17 protein-coding genes are annotated in these 20,375 nt (G+C 48.1%); 14 read left to right on the top strand and 3 right to left on the bottom strand.

Translation table 11 applies throughout. From position 1 onward, the window contains the following. The first annotated feature begins 19 nt into the window (after nt 1-19). The 6 genes from EL628_RS08455 (at nt 20) to EL628_RS29750 (ending at nt 4,895) form a co-directional block, all read left to right on the top strand. On the top strand, nt 20-1,006 hold the full coding sequence (locus EL628_RS08455; RefSeq protein ID WP_161975354.1) for a GNAT family N-acetyltransferase: 987 nt from the start codon (nt 20-22) through the stop codon (nt 1,004-1,006). Between the two features lie 93 nt (nt 1,007-1,099). Next, on the top strand, nt 1,100-2,086 hold the full coding sequence (locus EL628_RS08460; protein WP_161975355.1) for a GNAT family N-acetyltransferase: 987 nt from the start codon (nt 1,100-1,102) through the stop codon (nt 2,084-2,086). An 83-nt stretch (nt 2,087-2,169) separates the two neighbouring features. Continuing rightward, nucleotides 2,170-2,856, top strand: a complete 687-nt coding sequence (locus EL628_RS08465; protein WP_245994221.1) for a GNAT family N-acetyltransferase — start codon at nt 2,170-2,172, stop codon at nt 2,854-2,856. A 512-nt stretch (nt 2,857-3,368) separates the two neighbouring features. Further along, the gene (locus tag EL628_RS08470) at nt 3,369-3,881 is read left to right on the top strand and encodes a hypothetical protein (RefSeq protein WP_126579518.1); all 513 of its coding nucleotides are present in this window, start codon (nt 3,369-3,371) and stop codon (nt 3,879-3,881) included. Nucleotides 3,882-4,021: 140 nt separating this feature from the next. Next, nucleotides 4,022-4,570: a hypothetical protein gene (locus EL628_RS08475; RefSeq protein WP_126579519.1), complete on the top strand. Its 549-nt coding sequence runs from the start codon at nt 4,022-4,024 to the stop codon at nt 4,568-4,570. 187 nt (nt 4,571-4,757) lie between these two features. Continuing rightward, nucleotides 4,758-4,895, top strand: a complete 138-nt coding sequence (locus EL628_RS29750; RefSeq protein ID WP_161975357.1) for a hypothetical protein — start codon at nt 4,758-4,760, stop codon at nt 4,893-4,895. A 66-nt stretch (nt 4,896-4,961) separates the two neighbouring features. Here EL628_RS29750 and EL628_RS08480 read toward each other — a convergent pair whose 3' ends face one another. Both EL628_RS08480 and smpB read right to left on the bottom strand, forming a co-directional pair. Further along, entirely contained in the window at nt 4,962-5,330 is a 369-nt protein-coding gene (locus EL628_RS08480; RefSeq protein ID WP_126579520.1) for a VOC family protein, read from the bottom strand. 77 nt (nt 5,331-5,407) lie between these two features. Then, nucleotides 5,408-5,911: an SsrA-binding protein SmpB gene (smpB, locus tag EL628_RS08485; RefSeq protein ID WP_126579521.1), complete on the bottom strand. Its 504-nt coding sequence runs from the start codon at nt 5,909-5,911 to the stop codon at nt 5,408-5,410. Between the two features lie 530 nt (nt 5,912-6,441). On the opposite strand from smpB, the gene EL628_RS08490 reads away from it, so the two are divergent. The 4 genes from EL628_RS08490 to tnpA all read left to right on the top strand — a co-directional run bounded on the left by EL628_RS08490 (nt 6,442) and on the right by tnpA (nt 11,776). Continuing rightward, complete coding sequence (locus EL628_RS08490) at nt 6,442-8,769, top strand: MMPL family transporter (protein ID WP_126579522.1); 2,328 nt, start codon at nt 6,442-6,444, stop codon at nt 8,767-8,769. Beyond that, nucleotides 8,766-9,881: a lipocalin-like domain-containing protein gene (locus EL628_RS08495; RefSeq protein WP_126579523.1), complete on the top strand. Its 1,116-nt coding sequence runs from the start codon at nt 8,766-8,768 to the stop codon at nt 9,879-9,881. Before EL628_RS08490 ends, EL628_RS08495 begins: the two co-directional genes overlap by 4 nt. Nucleotides 9,882-10,166: 285 nt before the next feature. After that, the gene (gene iscB / locus EL628_RS08500; protein ID WP_126579524.1) at nt 10,167-11,432 is read left to right on the top strand and encodes an RNA-guided endonuclease IscB; all 1,266 of its coding nucleotides are present in this window, start codon (nt 10,167-10,169) and stop codon (nt 11,430-11,432) included. Further along, a complete protein-coding gene (gene tnpA, locus EL628_RS08505; RefSeq protein ID WP_126579525.1) occupies nt 11,381-11,776 on the top strand; it encodes an IS200/IS605 family transposase in 396 nt (131 codons plus the stop codon). The genes iscB and tnpA overlap by 52 nt, the downstream gene beginning before the upstream one ends. Before the next feature lie 124 nt (nt 11,777-11,900). Here the strand turns inward: tnpA and EL628_RS08510 are convergent, their stop codons facing one another. Next, the gene (locus EL628_RS08510) at nt 11,901-13,649 is read right to left on the bottom strand and encodes an alkaline phosphatase D family protein (protein ID WP_161975358.1); all 1,749 of its coding nucleotides are present in this window, start codon (nt 13,647-13,649) and stop codon (nt 11,901-11,903) included. Between the two features lie 557 nt (nt 13,650-14,206). Here EL628_RS08510 and EL628_RS08515 point away from each other — a divergent pair. The 4 genes from EL628_RS08515 (at nt 14,207) to EL628_RS08530 (ending at nt 20,282) form a co-directional block, all read left to right on the top strand. Next, a complete protein-coding gene (locus EL628_RS08515; RefSeq protein ID WP_126579527.1) occupies nt 14,207-16,867 on the top strand; it encodes a GAF domain-containing protein in 2,661 nt (886 codons plus the stop codon). 93 nt (nt 16,868-16,960) lie between these two features. Further along, the gene (locus EL628_RS08520) at nt 16,961-17,683 is read left to right on the top strand and encodes a response regulator (protein WP_126579528.1); all 723 of its coding nucleotides are present in this window, start codon (nt 16,961-16,963) and stop codon (nt 17,681-17,683) included. A 764-nt stretch (nt 17,684-18,447) separates the two neighbouring features. Then, nucleotides 18,448-19,851, top strand: a complete 1,404-nt coding sequence (locus EL628_RS08525; protein WP_126579529.1) for a DUF4388 domain-containing protein — start codon at nt 18,448-18,450, stop codon at nt 19,849-19,851. Further along, nucleotides 19,851-20,282, top strand: a complete 432-nt coding sequence (locus tag EL628_RS08530; RefSeq protein WP_126579530.1) for a response regulator — start codon at nt 19,851-19,853, stop codon at nt 20,280-20,282. Before EL628_RS08525 ends, EL628_RS08530 begins: the two co-directional genes overlap by 1 nt. Nucleotides 20,283-20,375 lie beyond the last annotated feature (93 nt).

Genomic DNA, 20,375 nt, shown 5'->3' on the forward strand with positions numbered 1-20,375 from the left:
CAGAAAGAGGAGAGGTTTTATGATGACACAGCCTGTCTTGCCAGATGGTTTTACGACACGAGCGGCTCGTTGGAGTGATCTGGAAGAGGTTTGTGAAGTAATGCGTGCCTGTGATCACCAGTTGTTTGGACGCTCAGAGGTTACCGTTCAAGTTATGGAGCGTGAATGGAGTAGTCCTGACTTTGATCTTACTCATGATTGTTGGGTGATCCTGGCTCCAGAGGGAAAGGTCATTGCAGTTGCCAGTCTGGAGCAAGAAGCTTATGTGCAACTTTTTGCGGTCGGTTTTGTGCATCCAGAATATGAGCGGCGAGGTCTGGGGAGCTATTTAATGAGTCTGATCGAAGAGCGGGCTCAACAGATGGTCGCTCTGGCGCCTCCTGAAGCAAGGGTTACCCTTCGGATCGGAGCTAACGAGAACCATGTTGCGAAGCAGCAATTGTTGATACGTCACGGATATAATCTCACGCGACATTTCTGGCGCATGAAGATCGAGCTTAATGAGGCCCCACCAGCCCCACAATGGCCTCCCAATATGGAGCTGCGGCCTTTTACCTGGGAGATGGAGCGGATCGTTTTTGATGTTGCTGAAGAGGCTTTTCAAGACCACTGGGGGCATCTGCCTCAGTCTTTTGAGCAATGGCAGCATTGGCTGACGAAGAATCCAACGTTTGATCCAACGTTATGGTATCTGCCGACATCTGGTGAGGAGATCGCTGGTCTTGCCCTGTGTAGTCTTGATGAGGGCAATGGTTGGGTGAATGAACTGGCAATTCGGCGTCCGTGGCGTCGTCATGGTCTGGCTCTGGCTCTCCTTCACCATGCGTTTGGCGAATTCTATCGTCGTGGCATCAAAGACGTGTATCTATACGTTGATGCGGAGAGTCTAACGGGTGCCACGAGGCTGTACGAGAAGGCCGGTATGCATGTCTTCCGAGTCACCAATCGTTATATCAAAGAGCTTCGGGCTGGCATAGAGCTCAGTACCGAGATGCTTGAAGTATAGATCTTTGTCATCATTAGACAGTTATTGGCCACCTTTTTTTTATGCTGTATGAAAAGAATGTGCTATCTCGATAGCTAGAAAGATATGTGCACAATGCAAAGAGTCACTTATCCACAAGATTTGATGGTGCGCCCTGCCGGCGTTGCCGATCTACCAGCCATTGTTGAGCTGGTTCGTTTCTGCGAGGCTGAGTTTGATGGGCAAGCAGAGACAACCCTGGAAAGTATGCAGGCGCTCTGGAGCAGGTCTGATTTTGATCCCGAGACTGAGACCTGGGCTGTCTCTGAGTCCACCGGTAAACTGGTTGCTTATGCTCGTATAGAACATCGCAAGCATGCGATTCTCTTCTTTCATTGTTATGTGTCACCATCCTATCGCTGGCAGGGTATAGAGGAGCATCTGTTAGAGCATAGTGAACAGAGAGCACAGGCATATATTCGAGAGGCTGATCCAGAGGTGCGTGTGAGCCTGATAGCTGGATGTAGTGATCACGATCATGACTCAATGGCCTTTTTCGAGCACCAGGGATTCTTACATGTACGCAGCTTCTGGCGGATGAACATTGAGCTTCATGAAGCACCTCCGCAGGCGCAGTGGGCCGAAGGTCTTCATGTCCAGCGTATGCAGCCTGGAATGGAGCGTGCCGTCTATGAGGCTGATGAAGAGATCTTCCGGGATCACTGGGGCCACCTGCCAGCTACATATGAAGAGTGGTCTAACCACTCCCTTCCACAACCAGGAGTTGATTCCTCATTCTGGTTTTTAGCAATGGCCGGGGATGAGATTGCTGGCATCGCGCTCTGTAAAGATGGGAAAGAGAATGGTGGTTGGGTCCGTGTTCTGGGTGTTCGCAGGCCCTGGCGGCGCAACAAGGTTGGCCTCTCCTTGCTCCACCATGCCTTCGAAGAATTTTATCGACGTGGCATCAAGCAGGTGTATCTGAGCGTGGATGCCTTAAGTCTGACGGATGCGACCCATTTGTATACTCGTGCTGGAATGCATGTTGACCGACAAATACATCGTTACGAGAAGGAGCTGCGCGCGGGGAAAGAGTTACGAATTCTGACCCTCAACGTCTAAAGTCAGCTTTAAGACTGCCCGGCTCATTCTGCTATAAATTCAAAGGGAGAGGGATCTCTCTTGCAAGAATGGAGCACATTGTGATGATTATACGCCTGAGTAATCTATCGACCCGCCCTCCGGTACTGGACGATCTTTCATCCGTCACTGCTCTGGTGGCTCGCTGTGATCTCCCTCTGACTGGTCTGGCAGAGGTGGTAGAGGAAGATATAAATCGACGTTGGTTTGCTCCGGGTTTTCAATTGGCGACAGATGCCTGGACAATCATCACTCATACCAATGACATTATTAGCTATGCGGATATTCATAGCAAACTTGATGGACAGACACTGGAATTTGAAATTTTTTTACGTGTACACCCCGCCTATAGACACCGTGGTATTGAAACATTGTTGATCTGGTTAATTGAGGAGCGAGCCCGTCAGATTCTGGAAGAGTTTTCGGATCGGCTCCGTGTAGTTTTAAGTATCGCGCTTCCTGTACAGGATCAGTCGATTATTGACCTCTTTGAGCATCAGGGGTATCTGCTGACCCATACTTTCTGGAGACTGCTCTTTGAGCATAATGCACAGCAGCAAGAACGTTTTTCATCATCGAATAGACAGATGGTCGATCTGGTCATTGAGACAACAAATCTTCAAGGTGATTCCGTTGTACGCCGGCAGACTGGCATCTATTCGGCTCGTCAATATGGTCTGTATGAAAAAATCATTCGTGAGCCGGTGGCTCAGATGAAGAAGCACTTCGAATGTGAAGAGCTGTTAGCATAAGAAGTTGCCTATTTGTTTGATAGTGTCTCCCTAACGATAAGAGTAAAGGCCTATTATAGATTTATAAGCTTTTACTCTTTTTTTTATGTTTGAATCTTTGAGTTTGTAAAAATGATTTTTTAAATAATTTACTTACTAGGTGCATAAAGAAATGATATTAAAAATGATAAAAATGATATTCATTTTTGTGTATACATTCATGTATACTTAAAATAAGCGAAAAATGTAAATTCTATGTCAATAGTAGAGCTCCATGAAGTAGCGAAGAGCTCAAAAATGGAAGAACAAAATTAAATTATGTAACTAGTACTCTGTTACTGGCCATATGAAAAGGCTAAGTGGGTTATAAATACCCCTTGTATCTTGGTCATCTGCCTATATAGGCATTTCAAAAGAAAGGAACAAGGTACTAGACACATTGTAATGTTTTCATCTTTAGGATTAACCAATACCATCTTAGTTGGGGTCCTACAGTGTTAATGTAGAGAATAACGGATTAGGAGAAAAATTCCATGCTAAGTAAGAAATTATTTGTCGCTTCTGTGTTGGCTATCGTTCTTTTTTTTACTTTTTCAATTTCCACTTTCGCTCAATCAGTTACTTCTCCAGATGTTTCGCAACCCAATAAAACATATGCAAAAATTTCACCACTAGAAAAATATACCACAGGTAAATATTCTCCTAATGATCTCATTGCAGTATGTTCAGCTAGCCTTAATGCAGATCAAAATAATCCTACCATGCTAGAGGGAAATACTGAAGTTATTTGTAGCGAACCTCTAGAAGTAACGGTAAATAGTTATGCAGATTATTGTACTGCTTGGGCATGGGGAGTGTGTTGGGGAAGTTGGGATAACAAAGCCTCATATTCTCAATGTAGTATGGATTATACTACTGATTTATTCTGTGGTACATTTTACAAAACTACAGGGAAAAATCAGGTTTGGCGGTTTCGATCAGAAATTTGTGTTGTTTTTACAACTGGCACAGAATGTACCGAAGAATATAAAGTAGTCACTTTCTAAATATTAGTAACATTTCACAAAGGAACTACTGCTAGTATAATGTATACTAATGAGTAGTTCCTTTTACGTATTTGCCTGATGGCAAACGTATATGTATGTAAGATCAGTCACGAAAATAGTGATGACAATGAAAGGAAAATATGGCACATACCGATCCGAAGGAAGAGATTATTGCGCATCTGAGCGCTGTTCGAATCGCCCCAAATGGATCAGATGGCAGCAGGTCTGTAGATTCTACTGCAAGTAAAGCTCGAAAAACGTTTCATTTTCTCAAAGATCAACATCAAGCTAAGCGTCAAGTTTTTGCTGTCACCATGCAAGAAAATGAATTCTATGAGGCATGCTTTCTTTGTGACCTCACAAAAGATGTGAACGGTAAGTGGCACATTCAAGACAGTCTAGGACTCTCTCAACCACAAAGAACGATTGAAAGAAAGCAGCCATGGGCAAATCTGACTGGTAGTGGATGGCCCAATCAGTTTTTCGCTGGGGGGTATGTCTTAGATGATAGCCAGCAGACCGTTCAGCGTCTTCGCCTGGTCTCTGCCAATGGTGTAGTGATGGAAGATAGGGTCAAAGATGGGTTGGTTTTGTTTCTGACAGAGCAGAAAGTTGTTTTGCCCTTTCATGTCTATCTTTATAATCAAGCGAATGAATTAGTCAATAGCCATCATTTATTTCCTCAATAGCTGCTCTCTCTACTCCTGTGGCTCTGAAGTTAGCGTATGCAAATATGCAGACAAATAGTTAGAAAAGAGGCCTATTCTGTTACCATTTTTATGGAGATACGGTCCTATAACATAGTTATGCTCTAAGAATTGAGAATGAGAAGGATCGCTTTATGGGTTTCATCTTTCATGTTGGGGAGATATTTGTTTGCACATCGTGTTAATTATCCTTTTACTGGTCGCTGTCCTGCTCATACTTGTGGGGGCAGCTATCGCCTTGTTGACTCTATACGCTCTGGATAGTGCAGAGAGTCAACATCCTGAACATCTTCTTGAAGAAGAATAGCTGAGATCAAGAGCGACCAGGAATGTAGCGACCAGGAATATAAGGAACGAAGCTTGATCTTTAGCTTTAAAGAGCCTGAATGAATTCCATCCGATTGCCGAAGGGATCACGAGTCTCAAAGCGTGTATAACCAGGAATCGGAATGCCATCCAGAATCGCAAAACCCTGCTCAGCCAGTCTCTGTTTCCATGTTTCGATATCGTCAACTGCATAGGCAATATGCGCCTTTGTTGCAAGTCTTTCGACTCCATCCTCTGTTCCTACATGAATCTGCTGGCTCCCGCTTTGCAGCCAGAAGCCACCGCGCCCTTGCAGTGATACTGGCTTTTCAACCTCTTGCAGACCAAGGAGCTCACAATAGAAGGTGCGAGCGAGCTCCTCACTTCCGCGTGGAATGGTAATCTGAACGTGATGTATTCCTCTAATCGTGCTCATCGTACTCCTGACCTGCCTGTTTCGTACTGATTCTTCTGAAAACCATCATCTGTTCATGGTTGATGGGGCATGGGTATTTATCTGCCGCGAACGATCCGCTCAATATCGCGTTTGACATCTCGTTCGGCGATCGAGGCACGCTTATCATAGAGCTTCTTACCACGGCAGAGCCCGAGCTCGATCTTAGCTTTCCCGCCTTTGAGATAGAGCTTCAGAGGAATTAAGGTAAGGCCCTTCGTAGCAACCTTCGTGAGCAATTGATCGATCTCTTTCTTATGCAAAAGCAATTTTCGATTGCGCATCGGCTCGTGGTTGAAGCGATTGCCATGCTCATAGGGAGAGATATGGGCATTTTCGAGCCAGATCTCGCCTTTGCGAGCGAGAGCATAGGCTCCGCGCAACTGTACTCGGCCTTCACGAATTGATTTAATCTCCGTTCCCACAAGCGAGATGCCCGCTTCAATGGTGCGCTCAACCTCATAATCATGATAAGCCTGGCGATTCACACTGATGACTTTAATCGGCACCTGAGTGATGGGTTGCTCTTTTTTTGTCGTTGTTCTGGCTGTTTGTTTAGCCATGAGAAAACTCCTTCGTTTGATGAAAGGACGTAGATCTGCTGCGTAAAAGCCTCATATCCAGCAGGATAAGTGCCAACCAGGGGCAGCAGGAACACTGCAAAGCAGGTGTGGTGAGATGGTACAGGGCATGCTAAAAAGTATACGCCTGACGGTTGGCTTTATCATACAACAACTGTCGTGATGCGTCGACTCTATAGCTTTCATCTGCAAAGCCCTGGTATCGTCTTTGACCGGAGTCCAATCAAAGGTTGCATCAAGTGAAAAATACTCCTATGTATTATAGAGAGATTTTTGTGTTTTTATAGGTGAATTTTTGTGCGCGTTCGTTGTATTGAAAACGTTCACTGAAACTCCAGCGAACTATTCAGAAGCACTTACTGGCTCTACTTCCAGATCCTGGGAGAGAATGACCCCTTGAGGTAGAGGCTGTCGTCCTAGACATGAAGATTGAGAAGAAAGAAGTTGAGAGTCTGACCTATGCTTTCTGGTTGTGTGCTGTCTACAGTATTTAAAGAAAGGTCTTCTGTGTTATGTTTTACCATCTTGGCAGATTTGCCACCCGCCATCGCTGGTTGATTGTGGGGTTGTGGATGGTGGCGGCGGTGATTGCCCTGCCTTTTGCTCCTCAGGCCAGTCAGGTCCTACGTTCGGGCGGTTTTGTGAGTCCCGATGCTGAGTCGCAACAGGCAATTAATGTCTTATCCGAGAAATTGCATGTCAATACCAATATTGTACAGATTATTTTTGAGAGCAAGAAATATACCGTTGAAGATCCACAATTTTTGCAGCAGACCCAGGCGGCACTCGCAGGTCTGCGTGGTTGGAAAGAGGTAGGGCAGATCACCTCGTTTACCGATAACCCACGCCAGATCTCAACAGATCTTCACGCAGCCTATGTAAATGTTGCTCTGACCTCAGATCCGAATTCGTCGTCCCTGGTGCTGCCCGAATTTCAACGTCGTCTGCATAAGATGCCCGATGTACAGAGCATGGTGGGCGGTGGTCCCGTCTTTTATGAAGATATCCAGGCAGTCAGCGAAAGTGATCTGCGCCGAGCAGAGTTCCTGGCCTTCCCCTTTGCAATTTTTGCGCTGCTCTTCGTCTTTCGTTCAGTGATTGCGGCCATTCTACCAGCAGTCGTAGGAGGGTGTGCGGTCGTCGTGGCGCTGGCCTTAGTTTTTGCCCTGGGGCACGTTACCGAGCTATCCATCTTCGTCCTGAATATTACAACCCTGTTTGGATTAGGATTAGGAGTGGATTACTCGCTCTTTATGGTCAGTCGTTTTCGTGAAGAGGTTGCACATGGGCGGAGTATTGATGAGGCCGTAGCCGTCACGGTAGCGACCGCTGGACGGGCTGTGGCTTTTTCAGGCTTAACCGTCTCAATAGGCCTCTTTGGTCTGACCTTTTTTCACATTAATATGCTCCACTCAGTGGGCATAGGGGGAATAATGGTCGTGCTGCTGGCTGTTATCGCAGCCTTGACACTGTTACCGGCATTGCTGGCAATGATCGGTCTGAAAGTCAATGCCCTTCCGGTCCGGTTCCCTCGTTTCAGTAAAAACAAGTCCGTGAATGGGCTTAGCGTTGTCAATGAGGATGAATTGCATCATGGTTTCTGGTACCGGCTCTCTCACGTAGTGATGCGTTACCCATTGCGCGTCTTCTTTCCCGTCTTACTGCTCTTAATTGGCTTCGGGCTCCCTTTTCTCTGGGTACGTTTCTCAGCCCCTGACGCCTCGATTCTGCCTGCGAATGTCCCCTCACGGCAGGCCTATACCGTCTTACAAGAGCGCTTTAACCAGCGTGAGACGACACCTATTATCATGGCAGTGCAGACAAAAGGAGATGCTCTTAGCGCAGAGAATATCAAATATCTCTATGACTATGTCCAGCGCATTAAGGCTCATCCCTATGTTGAGCGTGTCGATAGCATCGTCAGTGCAGATCCACGCTTTACCCTGGAGCAGTATCAGTCCTTGTATAGTCATCCACAATTTATCAGTGATCCCTATCTCAGCGCCTTCTTGAAGTCATCTGTGGCTGGCAATACACTGTTTGTGGAAGTAGTCAGTAAATATGGAATGGTTGACCCCCACTCACAGACCTTAGTCCAGGCCATTCGCAATACTGATCCAGGCCATGGCATCTCTGTTCTCGTTGATGGTGGCACAGCCGGAAATATCGATTATGTGAACTCTCTCTACACAGATTTTCCTCTGGCGCTCCTGATCGTATCCCTGACAACGTATATTGTGCTCTTCCTCCTCTTCCGTTCTCTGGTCCTCCCCTTAAAGGCCATTATTATGAATACGCTCTCAATTCTGGCAAGCTATGGAGCGCTGGTCGTCATCTTCCAGCAAGGTTTCCTGCATCAATTGCTGGGCTTTACTCCACTAGGATTTGTTGAAGCCTCGAGCCCTATCCTGCTCTTTTGTTCCCTGTTTGGTCTCTCCATGGATTATGAAGTCTTTCTCTTGTCGCGTATTCAAGAAGCCTTCTGGCAGACAGGAGATAATACGCGATCAGTTGCGATTGGCCTTCAGCGTAGTGGTGGTATTATCACCAGCGCGGCTGTCATTGTGATTGTCGTCTGTGCCTGTTTTGCGACTGCGGATATGTTGATTGTAAAGGCATTGGGGTTAGGCATGGCCCTGGCTGTGATTATTGATGCAACCCTTGTGCGCGGCCTGCTGGTGCCTGCGACAATGCGTTTATTGGGGGATTGGAACTGGTGGCTCCCCTTTTCAGGTATTCAGCGACATCCTCATGGACTTGCAGAATTTTCCGCAGCTCCAGAACGTTCGGAGGTTTCTACACAGGATGCATCAGATGTGCAGATGGGAGGAAAACGATGAGAACTTTCCATCGCGCTCATGCCTGGCTGATAAGTCTGTGCCTGTTTCTCACTTTAGGGCTCTCATCGTGCAGTTTTCCTGGTATTGTATCAACCTCTGAGCAGCTCCCTGAGGTCAAAGCAACAACCACCCCGGCACAGCTTCCACCAATCCATTTTCCGCAGGATGAAGGAGGGCATGGAAACCTGACCGAATGGTGGTACTATACTGGACATCTGGATGCCGTAGATGCGACAGGGAAGACAGCTCATTATGGTTTTGAGTTCGTCATCTTTCAAGCATTGCGTGGCGATCTTCCACCCTACTACGCCTCCCACTTTGCGATCAGTGATCTGAATCGAAATGAGTTCCACTATGATCAGCGCCGTATAGCCGCACTCTCAAAGGCGCTGCCTGATGGAAGATCCGTCAATGGGATCGACGAACAGGTGGGCGATTGGCAGATCCATGGGTTGAATGGTCAAGATCAGCTTAAAGCCACCATGCAGGATTATGCCATCAACCTGACGCTTACGGGTCAGAAACCGGTCGTGCAACATAATGGAAATGGTCTGATAACCTATGGCACTGGCGGCTTCTCCTATTATTATTCCCGCTCGCGGATGGCCATTGCCGGAACCCTGCAAGATCATCAGCAGACATTACAGATTACAGGTGGAATAGCCTGGATGGATCATCAGTGGGGAGATTTTCTGGCGACCGGAATTGGTGGTTGGGATTGGTATAGCCTCCAGTTGACGAATAATGTTGAGCTCATGTTATACTTTATTCACGATGCCACTGGAAAAGTCATTTCAACCTATGCTGAATATATTGATCCAGCCTCTCAAGGCATTGTGCTACCAGAAGAAGCTCTTCATTCAACAGCTCTCGATCATTGGACGAGCCCCAAAACTGGTATTACCTATCCATCGGGATGGCGATTAGAGCTCAATGATAGCCACGTCAAAGGGAGCCTCCTGATCCAACCATTACTCAAAGATCAGGAGCTCGTTGCTCTGGCATCCACCGGAAACGTCTATTGGGAGGGAGCCGTTGATATCCAGGGCCAGTTGAACGCCCAGGCCGTCTCAGGCCAGGGCTATATTGAATTAACGGGATACAGCAAGTGAACTACCACGAGGCTGAAGACCTCGTGGCTTCTTTGGAAGCCTGAGTTCACCAGACTGGTTTCAGAAATGGGAACAGCGTTCGAGAGGCCAGGACACCTGCGGTTGACGCATCAGACCGCTGCTCTGTCGCCTGGGTTTAAGTAGGACTGAGGAAAGGTCCGGTGATCCAGGCTCAACAAGCCTTTTGAACTTTGTCGAGATGACGTCGGATTCTTTTCGTGGTCACAGCGAAGAGATACGCACCACCCGGCGCTTGCCGGAGCATTTTTCCGAAAGGAATTCTTTATGAACGTTGTCTATGTGCTTTCACCAGATAGGGAACCGCTCATGCCCTGTAGCTGTGCGATTGCTCGTTTACTACTCAAGGATGGAAAAGCAAAGGTGGTGCGTCGGACTCCTTTTACCATCAAACTCTACGCACAACCAGAGGATGCCCACATGCAACCGTTAACGCTTGGCGTCGATACCGGTAGTGCGACGATAGGCTCAGCCGTTTCTGATGAGTGTGGAAATGTTCTGTATCTCTCAGAAGTAGAAATCCGCAATGATATTGCCAAAACGATGAAGGAACGAGCGACCTCTCGTCGAAATCGTCGCAATCGAAAAACGAGATATCGTCTTGCTCGCTGGTTGAACCGAAAGAACTCGATCAAAACGGGGCGTTTCTCGCCGACCATGAGAAGCAAGATCGAGGCACATCTGCGAGAAATACGCTTTGTGAAGTCATTGCTACCTATTACCTCCGTTGTGGTGGAAACAGGGACTTTCGATCCACATGCCCTCAAAAATCCTGACGTGCTTCAAAACAAAAAACTGTACCAAAAAGGGATTAACTACGGGTATGCGAATACAAAAGCCTATGTACTCACGCGAGATGGCTACGCCTGCCAGCACTGTCAAGGCAAATCAAAGGACAACCGATTGGAGGTGCATCATATCATTTTCCGGCGTGAACAGGGAAGCGATGAGGAAACCAATTTGTTAACCTTGTGCAAAACTTGCCATGATGGACTCCATGCCGGAACCATCACGCTCAGGCGCACCGGCAAGCGCAAAGGGAATTTGCTTCATGCGACTCAGATGAATAGCATTCGCGTGCAATTGTTCAAGTGTATAGAGGCAGAAGAAACGTTTGGATTCGTCACGAAGGAACATCGTCTGCTCGCAGGACTGCCCAAAGAACATGTCTTTGATGCAACAATGATTGCGACACGAGGGATCACCCCCATCTTTCGCACGAGCATGGTGCTTTCCAAGCGTTGTGTGGCTGATGGTGATTATCAGCAAACGAAGGGAGTTCGCAGTGAGCAGCGAATCAATACCGGCAAGATCAGAGGATTTCGGAAGTTCGACAAAGTGCATTACGAAGGTCAGGACTACTTTATTAAGGGAAGAATGTCCACCGGTTATGCCATCTTGATGGATGTTTCTGGCAACAAAGTAGATTTAAAACCCATTCCGAAGTTTGACAAGATGAAGAGAGTGAGTGCTCGTTCCTCATGGATTATGACACACAAAACCATGGCAAGTTTCTCATCCTCTACCACCTGATTTTCGTTTGCAAATACAGGAAAAAGCTTTTGACACTCTATGGGGATGAGGCAAAAGGGATATTCGAGAGCATTGCTACACACTCAGATTTTTCTTTTGAGACGATGGAGGTTGATCAGGACCATATTCACTCTCTGGTGAAAAGCGGGCCAAGAATATCTCCACTGGCGATTGTGCGCAGGTTAAAACAAGAATCGACGGTTCAGCTTTGGCTCAGGCATGAACGTGAATTGAGCAGACATTTTTGGAAAGAACGAACATTTTGGAGTGATGGATATTTTTGCTGCGCTATTGGGAATGCTAGTGAGGAGGCAATTCGCCACTACATTGAGAGTCAAGGGTGAGAAGCGGCAATTCATCCACGAAGCTGAAGACTTCGCGGTTTTCTCGCCGCACTTGTATAAACTGTAGAGCAACTGACCATGACCAGCACAAGCAGACGCTGGTCAGTTGCTTCTGAGAGAGTGATCAGAGCTCTCTATGGTCGCTACGATCTTCTGATCGCATGGTGGAAGGTGATGCTTGCTGTGCGGGCAACTGTGTGCGAGCAATGATCTCTAATTTTTCTTCAACAATACCCAGATACTCATGAGAGAATGTATACCCTTTGTGTGTATCTGGCTGAATCGTCAGAAGAGCCAGCGTATTCTGGAAGAGCAGATTGGCATAGATCTGAGCCTCTTCTCGGACTGACTGCAAAGGAAGCGTATGCGTCCATAAGCCACCATAGATGGTTTGAGAGAGCCGTGATTGCAAGCGAATTTTCTGCTGACTATCGGCATCAAGCTGATTTTGCATGGGTGTTGAGACAAACTGCAAGATCCGTCTGTTCTGACGCCGTTTCAATGCCTGTTGAGCCTCGATCGCATATGAGAAATGCACATCGCCAGAGAGCAGAAGAATATCACCATGATGTCTGGTTAGCAGCGAGACCATCTCCGCCCAACTCTCCGAATATAAAGGCCAGTGATCGAAGCTCATCCGTGATGAGACCTTTTGTTGAAAGAGAGCGAGCTGCTTGCCTAACCATTGGAATGGTTGGGGAGCCTGGAGCCAGAGCCGTTTGCCCATAAGGTATTCCGCCATACCAATGGCAGGTGGCATCAGAACAGGAACCGAAGAGACAAGAATGGCGGGACCGTCATCATGGGCAGCCAGCCAATGAGCAATCTCATCCTGTTGTTCAGGGCTCATAATACGGGTTGGATCGTAGATCGTCCGTGTCTGTTCCCCATCTGTTTCAGGAAAGAGCGCAGTGCGTTCGGTGCGAGCATTGGCCACAAAGAGAGGAGGCTGTGTGGGAATCTCATAGTGCCAGCGGAGAAGTTGTTTGCGATAGACATCTGCTTTGATGCAATCTCGTAAAGCTGGTAGAGCATCCTCCTGTCGGAGCGCAGCCTCTTGCATAATAGTGAAGAGTGGAGACTGTCGCGTTGTCTGTTGATCAAGATTGCCCCAGCCCTGATAGACCCAGTAAGCCACCTCGCCATCCACCAGTGTCTGTTCTAAACCATTGTGCAGAGCATGATCACGCCAATTGGGCTCAGTATTCCAATTGTTTGTAATCTCATGATCATCGAACATCATATAGGTCGGGAGGCAGGCCAGAGCCTGGCGTGCTCCAGAATGATAGCTCCAGGCATACGTATAGAGAAGCGCAAAATCATGAAAAGTACTGGCTCCCTGCTGTAAATGGGGATACTCCAGTAGTATCTGATCTGGAACCTGATCGGCGTAGATCTGATCGCCAATCAGCAGCAGGAGATGAGGCCAGATTGTGTCACGTTGCTCATAGTGGTCAATCAACCATTCTCCAAGAGCATTGAAGGTATCGGAAGCAGGAAGATTTGCCTTGCGGCAAGAGCCATAAGCGATACGTAGAGGATGGCGTTGATCGGGCAGAAGACTGTGATCCAGAGTGCGGAAGCACTGTTGACATTCAGGTGTAAAAAGAAGAGCCGGTTCACTTTCGCTGGCCGCGCAACTCAACGTATAGCTGTACCAGGTAGAGGGATGGAGATTGGTAAGTTGAATAGCAACATAGAAGCGTTCTCCAACCTGAGTCGTTGGGGCGCGGAACAGGCACTCATCAGTAGATGCATCCGTCAATGAGAGTGCACTACAAGTAACCAGACAATATTCTGTTAGTTCAGCCCAGATCACTACACTGGATTCGCTGACTGCCCGTACCAGTGGACCAACACGAAGTGATAGCATATGGCAGATCCTTTTTATAAGATGAAATTTGTCTGATGAAATTGTATAAGAAAAAAGAACGACCTTCATGTACCGTATGAAAAGTGTACTGTTTTTGAGTGTATCCTGCAAGTTTTGCGCATCACCCGGCATGGCAGCCCTTTTTTGCCCGAGCCAGCGAGCAGGACAAGAAAGTACTCAGCCATTGGCGTTATGATGCGTTAATATGGTATAATTTATTGCAATATTAAGTGAATATTTTGCATGTATCAGGTACATCTTGTTCAACATGTAAAAAGCATGTTCTGCATAAAGCACAATCTACTAGCAGAGTAGGGATGATGGTCAGGGAGAAGTTGAAGCATACCACCTGTTGCCTTCTTTCCACTCTACTTATCATACAGTGCTTTTTGGAGAAGCGAGAGCATGTTCCTGTCAACGTGTTCAGTGGGGGGAATGGCAACGCGCTTTTTGGCCAGGGCTGGATGAGGGTGCGACTGCCTGACCTGGAGCACACCAGAAAGGAGAACGACGTATCCTCTCCCACCTGAAGGAGGGAGTACCCGCGTCGCCGCATTATGGAAGCGAACACACACACTTCTACGCTTGCAGAATCCGCAATTATCGAGCGTGTTGCACGCATCGTTTTTAGCGTACGTGGCTCAAAGCCAGACTATACACGTCTTGCCAGCGAACTGCGGCCAGCAGTACCTTTTGATCTGTTTGGAATCGTGCTCTTGCGGCATGATCGCCAGGCAGTCAGAGTCACCGTCTGTCGTCAAGAGGCCAATGGCTGGGTTCCATATCATCATCAGCATCCATTAGCAGACTCCAAACTGGAGCAGATGCTGACACATCCAGAGATTATTGTTCAGGACTATCCACACGGCCTTGATGGTCTGCCAGCTACGAGCGGCGATGCATTAAGTGGCTATCATCAACTCCGCTCCACGATTATTGCACCATTAATCGTAGAAGAACGTGTCCTGGGAACACTAGAACTGGGCAGCGTCGAGCCTGGAACCTATCGAGATGAGACGCTCCAGCGTCTGATTAGTGCCGTCGTAGACGTCGTCGCAACCGCCATCGAGAGCGTTCAATTGGGTGGGAACGCCGCGATGCAGGATCGGCAGCGCCAGGTATTAAAAGATGTCACCAGCGCCCTGACTTCAGAAGCGGACCTGATCACTATTTTGCAGCGGATTGTTCAGGGCATTGCAACCGCCTTGAATGCAGCCTCCTGTATTGCGCTCCTTGATCCTCTGGAGGGTCGCTTTCGATTTGAGGCACAGGCAGGATTGGATCAGGCTGCATTAGAGAGAGCCTGCCAGAACTACCCTATCCTGCTCTCCGAGCGCTCCATTATTGGTCAGACAGTTCATCGCCGCCAACCGATCTTTTCCCACGATATCCAGAGCGACGAACATTTTTCAGCGAGCCGCCCTTTTTTTGCAGAGGTCGGTGTGCACTCAGTCTGTTGCGCCCCTCTAGAGACAGACACGCGAGTCTATGGCGTTATTCTGCTCTGTTCATCGGAGCCAGGTGGTTTTACCCCTTTAAAGGTGGATATTCTGACCCTCTTTGCCAATCAAGCAACTGTCGCAATTCATAATGAGCTCTTATTCAAAACGGCTCAACGGAGGAGCCAGTTTCAGCAGGTGATAGAACAACTTGAGAAAGTACGTACAGACCCTTTGCAGAGCGATCAAGAAGATTTAGAGCTATTAGAACATGTGAGACTGGAGACAGAGCATACGCTCGGTGTAAATTTTAGTAGCTTGCTTCGTTTTATTAGTAATTATCTATTAACACAGAGCGAACAAGACTTGCAAGCATTAAACGCCATGATGCAGCATAATGAGGCATTGGAGCAGAACATCATTGCAAGCCGAGAGACCAGGCTCGCGGGTGGATACAAAGGGGATGGAGAGATGATAGAGCCAGAAGAGATGGGTGGAATCATTCGTGAAAGCCCTATCACCTTTGCCAGAACGCTTGCGCTTTTTGAACAGAATACAGAGACGGCGCTGACCCGAACGGGAATGCTTGGAGAACTGAGCCGACTATTAGTGCAACTGCAACAGACTACGAACTGGGGGAGAGACCCATGGTTTATTGTTGATTTGCAGGGATATTGCTTGTATATGAATCACGCAGCAGAAATTTTCTGTGATCTACGTCTTGCCCCCTTAGCCTCTCCCTATGGGGTAAGAAGACAATTGAAGATTGAAGAGACCTTTGCTCAACTATGGCAGCGTATGCGTAACCGGAAAGAGGTTGAGCGCTACTTCAGGGAAAGTACCCAGGGGAATCTTAGCAGACCTGAGCTGCGTTGTATTCTGGCACCTGAGAATATCGCCAATGAGGAACAGCAAGAGAAGCGCACATTAAAAGAGAGCGGCAACGTGTCTACCGATCTCTACTATCAATTGACACGGTATCCGCTGTATAATCCGCAAGGACAACTGGAGGCTATCGCACTCCAGATGCAGGACATCACCAGTCAGGTGCGCGATGAAAAGAATCGTTCCGCCTTACTGTCATCCGTCTCCCATGATCTACGGACGCCTTTAACCACCATCAAGGCGGCAGTCACAGGATTATTAGAGACAGAGGTAGAATGGGACGAGAGAGATCGGCGGGCCATGCTCGTGGATATAGATATAGAAGCGGACCACCTGACCGTTCTAGTTAACGCGCTTGTTGACCTGTCGCGGATCGAGATGGGAGCCTTAATCTTAGAGAAAGAGTGGTGTGATCTGGTTGAGGTAGGCTATCGTGCGTTAGGAAAGTTGACCCGCGTCTTAGCAGGCCGCCCAGTGAGAGTCCAGGCTGATGCCACCCTCCCCCTTGTCTATGCCGATTTTGTGCAGATGGAACACGTATTTTACAACTTGCTAGAGAATGCTGCACGTCATAGCCCTGAGCAGGGTGAGATCTTTCTTTCCTTTATCACAACGGGCGATGGGCCAAATCAGCTACGTGTTCAGATCAGTGATCAGGGAATTTCTATTCCAGAAGAAGAGCGTGAGCAGGTCTTTCAATCGTTTTATTGCGCTCGTAGTTATGGTAATGCCATGGGATTAGCGATCTGCCGTGGGATAGTCGAGGCTCATCAAGGGGCGATCTGGGCAGAGGCACCCGAGCAGAATATCGGATCATGTTTTGTATTTACCCTCCCTCTTCATGCGCAGACACTCCTGAGTGGATCAGAGAAGGCGCGTAGGGAGTCGCAGTAAGATTGAGCAGGGAAGCGAGGATCGATCTGGTCGCCAGATTGATCAGGGGGCTATATCTTAGTATGTTCATGCATCTACGTCGGAGGAACTGCTATGAGAGTGAAGGGCAAACGTATTCTGGTTGTTGATGATGAAGCACCTATTCAGCGTATTTTACGGAGGAATCTGTCTGTTGGAGGCTATGAGGTCTTTGTCGCAGATACAGGAAAGCAAGCGGTAGAGATGGTCCAGATGCATCAACCAGACCTTATCTTACTCGATCTGTGTCTGCCAGGAGAGTTGGATGGAGTTGATGTCTGTGTGCAGGTGCGCCAATTTACGCATACACCGATCATTGTTCTCTCAGCGGTCACCGAAGAGAAACAGAAAGTCAAAGCATTAGATCTGGGTGCAGATGATTATTTGACGAAACCCTTTAACAATGATGAGTTACAGGCGCGTGTGCGAGCCTGCTTACGGCGTGCAGGCACCAAAGAGGTCTTAAATGAACGCGAACCCGAGATTTTAAATAGCGAAGATCAGTATCTGCACATGGATGTTGCGCGTAGACTCGTGCGAGCAGGAGCAAACGAGGTGCGTTTAACCCCAACCGAATTTGAGCTTTTGCGTCAACTCATGTTGCACGCAGGGAAAGTATTAACGCATCGTTCCTTGCTGCGAGCGGTCTGGGGTCCAGAATATGGAGAAGAAGCGGATTATTTGCGCGTCTATGTGCGGCAACTGCGGCTAAAAGTCGAGGCGGAGCCCTCACATCCTAAATATATTTTGACGGAACCAGGGATCGGATATGTGTTTCGTTCTCAGGGGGAATTTTAATAACTTCTTAATGGGTTATGAGGATTTTTTTATCGCTATCTAACCCATTTAGACGTACAATTCCAATGAGGGCTTTCTTACACAAAAGGACAAAAGCTTTTCTTCAATGTGCCAGATCTGCTATGATAGGGAAAGTCATATGGACCCCCATAGCGAAAAGCCGGGGGGCAATGCTGTGTTAGCTATATGACTGGTAGGGGTCACGAAATGGAATAGAGGTGAACTACCACTGAACTGAAGACGCAGGGGCTTCGTTGGGGGCAGTTGCATTTTCGTTCAATCACTTCGCGCAGCGAGGGTGCGTTCACCGGGCTCAGCCCCAGAAGTGGGAGCTCCGTTCGATTGGTCATAATACCTGCGGTTGACGCATCAGACCGTAGTTCTGTCGTCTGGGTTTCAGAAGGACTGAGGAAAGATTCGGGGATCGAGGCCCAACAAGCCTTTTGGACCTTGTCGAGATGAGGCTGGACTCTCTGTGTGGTTGCAGCGGAGCGATACGTACCACCTGTGCAAGCAGCGTTTGTTGAGTCAATGGGTCTGTTGTATGCTTTTTAGGGAAAGATAGGCCTGGCGATTCATGCACGAAGCTCGTTTTCTCGCCTCATTTTATACAATAAGATGTTTTAATTGAGTATCTGCTCTCTGTAAACCCGCACACCTGTGCAGAGTCAGAGGGTGCCACTCTGCACACAATGATTACAAGACCGCTTGCTTTTCTGGCTCTTCGTAAGGCAAGCTAGTCTGGTAAAGGAACTAGAAAAAAAATGGAGCAGCAAGACCGCATCATGGATGGGGACCTGCAAACGTTAGGTCTTCAATCCATTCTAAAAATGCTTGCCTTGAGTGGAAAGACCGGGAAGCTCTTTGTGTCATCGGGGCCAGAGACGCTATCGATTAGTTTGCGCAAAGGGCAGATCGTGGGGTTACATGAGGACGGTGTCCCACAACCGGATATTCTGGGAATGCTTTGCCTGATTAACAAGCTTGATCCGCCGCGTGCCCAGATGGTCCGAGAGCTTTCGCAGGGTGATATGCAGATGGCGTTGGCGATGCTGGTTGAGCGTGGATGGATGAGTGCGGCAGAGATGCAGCGCCGCCTCGAGTTTGCGGTCACGCAGTCGATCAGCCATGCATTACGCTGGGTAAATGGGCGTTTTGCTTTTCATCGTCAGCTTCTGCCGATGGAGAGCAAGCTTCAGCCATTGGATGTCGACTCAATGTTGTTAGAGGCTTTACGGCAGGCAGATGAATGGGAAGAGATTGCCAGGGAGGGAGTGACGCATCTGACGAGAACGACGGTAGCCCGCTGGCAGCCAGAGGTAAGCGACGACGTACGGAGGCTGGGGCTAAATCAAGAGAGTATTGAGGTTTTATGCCTGGCGAACGGTGAGCTTACCTTGCAGGCGGTATCGTTAGTCTTAATGATGCCAGAAGCGCGTGTTGCAGCATTACTGGCGCGTTTGTTGGAGCTCCATCTGATTGAAGTAGTGGATACGGCTTTAGAGACAGAGCTCCAGCAGGATCTTTCCAATATTATTATCAAATGTCAATATACTCTGGCTCAGCAGCGACAGACCTCACAACCAGATCAGCATCTCCTGGGGCTGATCACCACCCTTGCAGAGTGTATCAATAATCTCCTGATCCATCATGGGTCCTATGCTCGTCATCTGCGTGGGAGGGGGCATATCCCGTCAATGGAGATTGTTCGGTATCTTGAGCGTCGCTTTCTTCCTCATTTGCAGATGTTAGCGAAGCAGCAGTTTCCGATCCTGGAGACAGCGACATTTCATTATGGGCAACTGGATTGTAATGATATACTTACACTTCATAAACTTGTCAAGGGTGAGCAGCTCGAGGAGTTTTACTGGGAAGCCGTCCAGGGTCTGGTAGCTTTTTTACGAATGATATTTACCGAATTGCTGCGTGATGAAGTGGGCAATTCGCATACTGGTCGTCAATTAACGGTTGCCTGGAAGATTTTTCTGTCTGAAATCGATCATGAGGTTCAACAGTATCAGGTCTATCGCGCTCATCGAAATGCACAGATGGCTCGCGGCCATGATCAATCCGCCTCGCCCTCAATTGGGATCGTCCAGAATTGGAATGGATCATCCGAGCCACCGAACGGGGATTTCTGGTCTCATGAGCGAAGGAGGTCAATGTAATGGCAGAACCAACGGTGTTAGTAGTAGACGATAGTCCTACCGTACGCAAAATTGTTCAGATGACGTTGCAGCGGGAACATATTCGGGTGATCACCGTCGGTGATGGGCTGAGCGCCTTGACTTCCGTGGCCGATGAGATGCCGGCGGTCATTCTGCTTGATATCCAATTGCCACGGATGGATGGGTACCAAATTTGCCAGATAATACGTAAAAACTTGCAGTTTCGACAAATTCCCATTATTATGCTGAGTGGGAAGGATGGCTTGTTTGATAAGATGCGTGGCCGATTGGCTGGTTCTACTGAGTATCTCACCAAGCCTTTTGATTCCGTAGAACTGGTGCAAACGGTGAAGAAGCATCTGGCGAATTGGCAGGAGAGAGTCCCTTCACAACAAGAGGGAGCCCGCCATCGCCTGAGGTATCGAGGCTAGGCTAACAAAGAATTCTCCGCCGCCTGACACCTTGCAAGTGCTCCGCTTACTGGCTTAGCCTGTCATTCCCACTTCGCTTGGCGTGGCTTGTTA

The organism is Tengunoibacter tsumagoiensis, assembly GCF_003967535.1.
GTDB lineage: Bacteria > Chloroflexota > Ktedonobacteria > Ktedonobacterales > Ktedonobacteraceae > Tengunoibacter > Tengunoibacter tsumagoiensis.